This is a genomic window from Mesorhizobium tamadayense, from assembly GCF_003863365.1.
GTDB lineage: Bacteria > Pseudomonadota > Alphaproteobacteria > Rhizobiales > Rhizobiaceae > Mesorhizobium > Mesorhizobium tamadayense.
This window is the reverse complement of record NZ_RQXT01000191.1, coordinates 1-769: the sequence shown is the minus strand read 5'-3', so window position 1 is coordinate 769 and position 769 is coordinate 1. Positions and strand designations below refer to the sequence as shown.

The 769-nt window shown below is 65.8% G+C and carries 1 protein-coding gene; it reads left to right on the top strand.

What is annotated here, in order from left to right:
- On the top strand, nucleotides 1–769 hold a 769-nt coding region (locus tag EH240_RS37180), incomplete at both ends, for an Eco57I restriction-modification methylase domain-containing protein (protein WP_148101192.1).

Here is a 769-nt window from a genome sequence, read left to right as displayed (position 1 = left end):
CGGCGGGCGCGTGCTCGAGCCCGGCATCGGGACCGGGCTTTTCCCGGCACTCATGCCGACGGCTTTGCGTGACCTCTCACATGTGACCGGCATCGAACTCGATCCGGTCACGGCGCGTATCGCCCGGCTGTTGCAGCCGCAAGCACGGATCATAGCCGGCGATTTCGCCCACAGCACGCTGCCGGCGAATTTCGACCTCGCCATCGGCAATCCGCCGTTTTCGGATCGAACCGTGCGCTCCGATCGGGCGTATCGGTCGATGGGATTGCGGCTGCATGACTACTTCATTGCCCGGTCGGTCGATCTGCTGAAGCCGGGGGCTCTTGCCGCCTTCGTCACCAGCTCAGGCACTTTTGACAAGGCCGACAGCACCGCGCGCGAGCATATCGCGAAGGCGGCCGACCTGATTGCCGCGATCCGCCTGCCCGAGGGCAGCTTCCGCACCGACGCCGGCACCGACGTCGTGGTCGACATCCTGTTTTTCCGCAAGCGCAAGGCCGGCGAGCCAGAGGGCGACCTGTCATGGCTCGATACCGACGAGGTCCGCCAGGCGACGCAGGATGAGGGCGCCATCCGCGTCAACCGCTGGTTCGCGCGCCACCCGGATTTCGTGCTCGGCACGCATGCTACTATCTCGGGGCCTTACGGCGAGGCCTATACTTGCCTGCCGCGCCACGGCGTCGATCTCGAGCACGCGCTTTCCGGCGCGATCTCTCTTCTTCCGGAAGCCATCTATGACGGTGAGCCAGAGGGCATCGACCTCGATGCC